Source organism: Micromonospora sp. KC207 (assembly GCF_004348615.1).
In the GTDB taxonomy this organism is placed as follows: Bacteria; Actinomycetota; Actinomycetes; order Mycobacteriales; family Micromonosporaceae; genus Micromonospora.
Genome location: NZ_SMKJ01000363.1, coordinates 1 through 5,646, shown reverse-complemented (window position 1 = coordinate 5,646; position 5,646 = coordinate 1). Strand labels below are relative to the sequence as shown.

Sequence of the window (5,646 nt, the reverse complement as noted above, 5' to 3'; positions counted from 1 at the left end):
CCCACCGCCCCCGCCGCGGACTGGCCCGTCGCGCCCTGACCGGGCAGCACGCACGTTCGGGCTCGTCCGGGTGTCCGATCAAGGACACTCCGGCTGTCGGCTGCCGGCGAAAAAGCGGCTGGTGGACCTCCACCGGGAGGCAGCGTCGTCACAGCGGCCCGTCCGGGGGCCTACCCACGGTGTACGGTGGCGCCGTCCGGCAAGACCGTCGCCGGTGCCCGGGAGGCGTGGTGGGCGGTTTGCCGCCCGCGAAACCCGGAACGCGGGCGGCGCGTTACGTTGGACATCCGGACCGCCGGCGGTTCCGGCGGACCGAGGGTGGGTCCGTGCCCCGGATCGGCCGGCCACGAGCAGGAGTGAGGTCGCAGGAGACGTGCCGAGCAACGCCAGGACCACCCGTCTGGTCATCGTCGAGTCACCGGCGAAGGCCAAGACGATCTCGGGCTACCTTGGCCCGGGGTACGTCGTGGAGGCCAGCTTCGGTCACGTCCGCGACCTTCCGCGCAACGCCGCCGACGTGCCCGCCAAGTACAAGGGTGAGCCGTGGGCCCGCCTCGGGGTGGACGTCGACAACGGCTTCCACGCCCTCTACGTGGTCTCGCCCGACCGCCGGCAGCAGATCAGCAAGCTGGTGAAGCTGGCCAAGGAGGTCGACGAGATCTTCCTGGCCACGGACGAGGACCGCGAGGGCGAGGCGATCGCCTGGCACCTGGTGGAGACGCTGAAGCCCAAGGTGCCGGTCAAGCGGATGGTCTTCCACGAGATCACGAAGCCGGCGATCCAGGCTGCGGTGGCCAACCCCCGCGAGATCGACCGGGACCTGGTCGACGCCCAGGAGGCCCGACGCATCCTCGACCGGCTGTACGGCTACGAGGTTTCCCCGGTGCTGTGGAAGAAGGTCATGCCGAAGCTCTCGGCGGGCCGGGTGCAGTCCGTGGCGACCCGGATCGTGGTCGAGCGGGAGCGGCAGCGGATGGCGTTCCGCACCGCCGAGTACTGGGACGTCCTGGCCACCCTCGCGGTGGCGAGTTCGGGCGAGGGCCCGCGCACCTTCAACGCCACCCTCGTCGCGCTGAACGGCGACCGGATCGCCACCGGCAAGGACTTCGAGCCGACCACCGGCCGGGTGCGACCGGGGGCGGGCGTCGTGCACCTCGACGAGGGCGGGGCGCGCGGCCTGGCGGCCCGCCTTCAGGGGCGGCCGTTCACGGTCACCCGGGTCGAGGAGAAGCCGTACCGCCGTCGTCCGTACGCGCCGTTCATCACCTCCACGCTCCAACAGGAGGCGGCCCGCAAGCTGCGGTTCTCGTCGCAGCAGACGATGCGCACCGCGCAGCGGCTCTACGAGAACGGCTACATCACCTACATGCGTACGGACTCGGTGAACCTGTCGGAGACCGCCATCGCGGCGGCCCGCCGGCAGATCGTCGAGCTGTACGGCGAGCGCAGCGTGCCGCCGGAGCCGCGTCGCTACACCGGCAAGGTGAAGAACGCGCAGGAGGCGCACGAGGCGATCCGCCCGGCGGGGGACAACTTCCGCACCCCGGGCGAGGTGGCCAGGGAGCTGTCGGGCGAGGAGTTCAAGCTCTACGAGCTGATCTGGCGGCGCACCATCGCCTCGCAGATGACCGACGCGGTCGGCTCCAGCGTCTCGGTGCGGATCCGGGCCGTCTCCTCGGCAAGCGAGGAGGCCGACTTCGGCGCGACCGGCAAGACGATCACCGACCCGGGCTTCCTGCGCGCGTACGTCGAGTCGTCCGACGACGAGAACGCCGAGGCCGAGGACGCCGAGCGCCGGCTGCCCAACCTGGTCAAGGACCAGCCGCTGACCGCCGACGCGTTGGCCGCCCAGGGCCACCACACCCAGCCGCCGTCGCGGTACACGGAGGCGTCGCTGGTCAAGGCTCTGGAGGAGCTGGGCATCGGCCGCCCGTCGACCTACGCGTCGATCATGCAGACCATCCAGGACCGGGGGTACGTGAGCAAGCGCGGCCAGGCGCTCATCCCGTCGTTCCTGGCGTTCGCGGTGATCGGCCTGCTGGAGCAGCACTACCCCCGCCTGGTCGACTACAACTTCACCGCCACCATGGAGAACGAGCTGGACGAGATCGCCGGTGGCGACCACGCCGCCGTCGACTTCCTCACCGCGTTCTACTTCGGCAGCGCCAACGGGGCCGGGGACCAGACCATCGCCCACGCGGGCGGGCTGAAGAAGCTGGTGACCGAGAACCTGAGCGAGATCGACGCGCGCAGCGTCAACTCGATCCCCCTGCACACCGACGACGAGGGGCGCGAGGTCGTCGTCCGGGTGGGGCGCTACGGACCGTACCTCCAGCGGAGCGTGCCCGGCGAGGAGCCGGCGGCGCACGGCGAGGGCGAGGAGGGCGGCGGCCAGGGCGACCGGGCGCCGATCCCCGAGGGGCTGGCCCCCGACGAGCTGACCCCGGAGAAGGTGCACGAGCTGTTCCTCGGCGGGGGCGGCGAGCGCAAGCTCGGCGACGACCCGGCCACCGGGGAGCCGATCGTGCTCAAGTCGGGCCGGTTCGGCCCGTACGTGGCCAGCGGCGAGCGGAAGTCGTCGCTGCTGCGTTCGCAGTCGCCGGACTCGCTCACCCTCGCCGAGGCGCTGAAGCTGCTCAGCCTGCCCCGGCTGGTCGGGGTGGCCCCCGACGGCGTCGAGGTCTTCGCCAACAATGGCCGCTACGGCCCGTACGTCAAGCGCGGTGACGAGTTCCGCTCGCTGGACTCGGAAGACAGGATGTTCACGGTCACGCTGGACGAGGCGCTGGCCCTGCTGGCCGCCCCGAAGACCCGCCAGCGCCGCGCCGCCGCGCCGCCGCTGCGGGAGATGGGCAACGACCCGCTGACCGAGAAGCCCCTGGTGATCAAGGATGGCCGGTTTGGCCCGTACGTGACGGACGGGGAGTTCAACGCGTCCCTTCGGCGGGGGCAGACCCCGGAGGCGCTGACCGTCGAGGAGGCCTCCGAGATGCTCGCCGAGAAGCGCGCGAAGGGCCCGGCCCCGAAGAAGGCGGCGGCGAAGAAGGCCCCCGCCGCCAAGAAGACAACCGCCACGAAGAAGGCCACCGCCACCAAGGCCACGGCTACGAAGAAGGCCACCCCGGCCAAGAAGGCCACCCCGGCCAAGAAGGCGACACCCTCCAAGAAGGCCACCACCTGAATTCCCGGCACGGCGTCAGGGGCCCCCCGCCTGGTCTGCGAGCGGAAGCTCAGGGACCGAGGAGAGTGGTCAGGTGGGGGGAGCGGAAGACGCCGTGCGGGTCCAGGCGGGCGCGGAGGGCCTGGAAGTCGGCGAACCTCGGGTACGTCGGGGCCAGCGACCCGGCGTCGCGCCAGTGCAGCTTGCCCCAGTGGGGGCGTCCGCCCAGGCCCGTGGCCATTTCCTCGACGGCCCGGAAGTACGGCTCGTACGGCACGCCGGCGTACTGGTGAACGGCGATGTACGCCGAGTCGCGCCCGTATCCGTGGGAGAGCCAGATGTCGTCGGCGGCGGTGAATCTGACCTCGACCGGGAAGAGCACCTTGAACGGGAGCCGGTCGATGATCCGGCGCACCTCGGCCAGGGCCTCGGGCAGGGCGGCGCGCGGCAGCCCGTACTCCATCTCCATGAAGCGGACCCGGCGCGGGGTGCAGAAGACCGTGTCGGAGCGGCCGGTGTAGGCGCGTTCGCTGAGCGCCCGGGCGGAGGCCGCGTGGATCGCGGGCACCAGGCGCGGCGCGGCGCGGCCGAGCCGGCAGAGGCCGGCGAAGGCGGTGTTGGACAGGAAGTCGTCGTCCAGCCAGGCGCGCCAGCGCGGCAGTGGCCGGTCGTCGGTGGGCACCCGGTCGTTGATCTTGAGCTGCACCCGGTCGGTGTACGGGAACCAGAAGAACTCGACGTGGTCGTGCGCGGCGACCAGCGACGGCAGGTCGGCGAGGACGTCGGCGAGCAGGGCGGGACGCTCGTGGGCGCGCAGCACGAAGGCGTCCACGACGCGTAGGGTCACCTCGGCCAGCACACCGAGGGCGCCCAGGGAGACGCGGGCGGCGGCGAAGACGTCCGGGTGTTCGCCCGTGGAGCAGCGCAGCACCTCCCCGGTGCCGGTGACCAGGGTGAGTGTCTCGACGAAGGTCGACAGGCAGCCGTACGCCGCGCCGGTGCCGTGGGTGCCGGTGGAGATCGCGCCCGCGACGGTCTGCGCGTCGATGTCGCCGAGGTTGGGCATCGCCAGGCCGTGTTCGGCGAGCAGGGCGTTGAGCCGGTGCAGCGGCATCCCGGCCGGTACGGTGACCAGGCGTCGATCGCGGTCGACCCGTACCCCGGTGTCGAGGTCGGTCAGCTCCATCCGGCTGCCGTCGGCGCACGCGACCGGGGTGAAGGAGTGGCCGCTGCCGACGGGCCTGATCTGCCCGCCGGCGTCTGCGGCGGCCTGGACGGCGGCGGTGATGTCGGCGATCGTACGGGGGCGGAGGATGGTGGAGGCGGCGCTGCGCTGGTTGCCGGCCCAGTTGCTCCAGCTGGGGCTCAGCGGTGTGGTGCTGCCCATGCGCGCTCCTCGACGTGAACGTGAAGTGTCTTCATATCAGGAACGTTGTGCCTGGTAAATACCGCAATCGAGATCCGCTCGTTGTACCGGTAGTCACGTGCTCGTGACGTGCAGATATGTTCATCTGTCGAAGGGGGGTGGCGCCGAGTGTCCACACCAGCCGCCACGACCGGGCCGTTGCGCCGGGTGCCGGTCCAGGGTCGAAGCGTCGCGCGGGTCCAGCGGATGCTGGACGCCTGCGCCGAGCTCGTCGACGAGGTGGGGTACGAGGGACTGACCACGACCCTGCTCGCCGAACGCGCCGAGGTGGCGATCGGGTCGGTCTACCAGTTCTTTCCGGACAAGCGGGCGATCGTGCAGGCGTTGACCCTGCGCACGATGGAATCGTATCTTCAGCGGCTCGACGAGAGATTCGCCTCGGACGACCTAGCCCACTGGTGGGACGGTGTCGACGCGGGGATCGACGAGTACATCACGATGCACCGCACCGTGCCCGGGTTCCGTACCCTGCACTTCGGCGACGTGGTCGACCTGCACCTGCTGGACGAGCAGCGGGACAACAACGGCGTGATCGCCGACCAACTCGCCCGGGTGCTCACCGAGCGGTTCGGGATGGTCGACGAGCCGCGCCTGCGGTTCTGCCTGGAGATCGCCGTCGAGGCCGCGGACGCCCTGATCAAGCTGGCGTTCCGCCGTAACCCCGAGGGCGACGAGCGGGTGCTCGCCGAGGCCAAGGCGCTCATCCGCGAGTACCTGCACCGGCACGTCGAGGCGTCGGCCGAGGCCGCCACCGCCGCCACCCCCGCGTCCTGAGCCGGCGGGGCGGGCGCTTCCGACTCCCGGGGCAGGCCGGCGGGAACGTCACAGGAAGGCGTGGCCCTCTCCGCGGTAGGTGGGGGCGGTCGCGACGACCCGCTCACCCTCGACCAGGTGCAGCTCGTTGACGCGCTCGCACAGCTCGCCGGCCTTCGCGTGCCGGAACCAGACCCGGTCGCCGACGCGCAGGGTGGCCGCCGCCGGGCCGGCCAGCGGGGTCTGCACCTCGCCGGCCCCCTCGGCACCGAGGAGCGTCAGCCCGGCCGGCAGCCAGGGGGTGGGC

3 protein-coding genes and 1 pseudogene are annotated in these 5,646 nt (G+C 71.6%); 2 read left to right on the top strand and 2 right to left on the bottom strand.

Going from position 1 to position 5,646, the window contains the following annotated elements; all coding sequences use genetic code 11:
* Positions 1-373: 373 nt before the first annotated feature.
* Positions 374-3,181, top strand: coding sequence for a type I DNA topoisomerase (topA, locus tag E1258_RS29180; RefSeq protein WP_132406773.1), 2,808 nt, complete (start codon positions 374-376; stop codon positions 3,179-3,181).
* Positions 3,182-3,230: 49 nt separating this feature from the next.
* Here topA and E1258_RS29175 read toward each other — a convergent pair whose 3' ends face one another.
* Complete coding sequence (locus tag E1258_RS29175; protein WP_132406771.1) at positions 3,231-4,547, bottom strand: D-arabinono-1,4-lactone oxidase; 1,317 nt, start codon at positions 4,545-4,547, stop codon at positions 3,231-3,233.
* A 225-nt stretch (positions 4,548-4,772) separates the two neighbouring features.
* Here E1258_RS29175 and E1258_RS29170 point away from each other — a divergent pair, with 225 nt between their 5' ends.
* Positions 4,773-5,360, top strand: coding sequence for a TetR family transcriptional regulator (locus tag E1258_RS29170; protein ID WP_132406775.1), 588 nt, complete (start codon positions 4,773-4,775; stop codon positions 5,358-5,360).
* Between the two features lie 48 nt (positions 5,361-5,408).
* On the opposite strand, the pseudogene E1258_RS29165 reads toward E1258_RS29170, so the two are convergent.
* Positions 5,409-5,646: pseudogene (locus E1258_RS29165) on the bottom strand (amino acid deaminase/aldolase); the annotation flags it as partial.